Annotated in this window: 1 pseudogene; it reads left to right on the top strand. The window is 61.6% G+C overall.

The annotated features are described in order from the left end of the window. Positions 1-271: pseudogene (locus ACYQ8U_RS23430) on the top strand (hypothetical protein); the annotation flags it as partial.

Here is a 271-nt window from a genome sequence, read left to right as displayed (position 1 = left end):
GCGCAACCGGATCCTCGATGCGGCCGATCAGCTCCTGCTCGTTGGTGGCCGCTCCCGGGATCGTCATCGCCACGGCGGGGCAACCCCACCGCAGAGAAAGAACTTTCGGCCGTACCGGAATCGGGCCATCATCTACACCCTGATTGAAACCGGGATGCGCCGGAGTGCGATAACCAGCCTGAATCTGGTGGACATTGATTTTGACCGGCGGATTTTATCGGCGGTGGAGAAGGGCGGCAGCGTCCAGCCTTATCCGATCAGCCGACAGGGA

The sequence above is a fragment of the Desulfocastanea catecholica genome (genome assembly GCF_054657295.1).
This window is presented reverse-complemented; position numbering and strand designations above follow the sequence as displayed.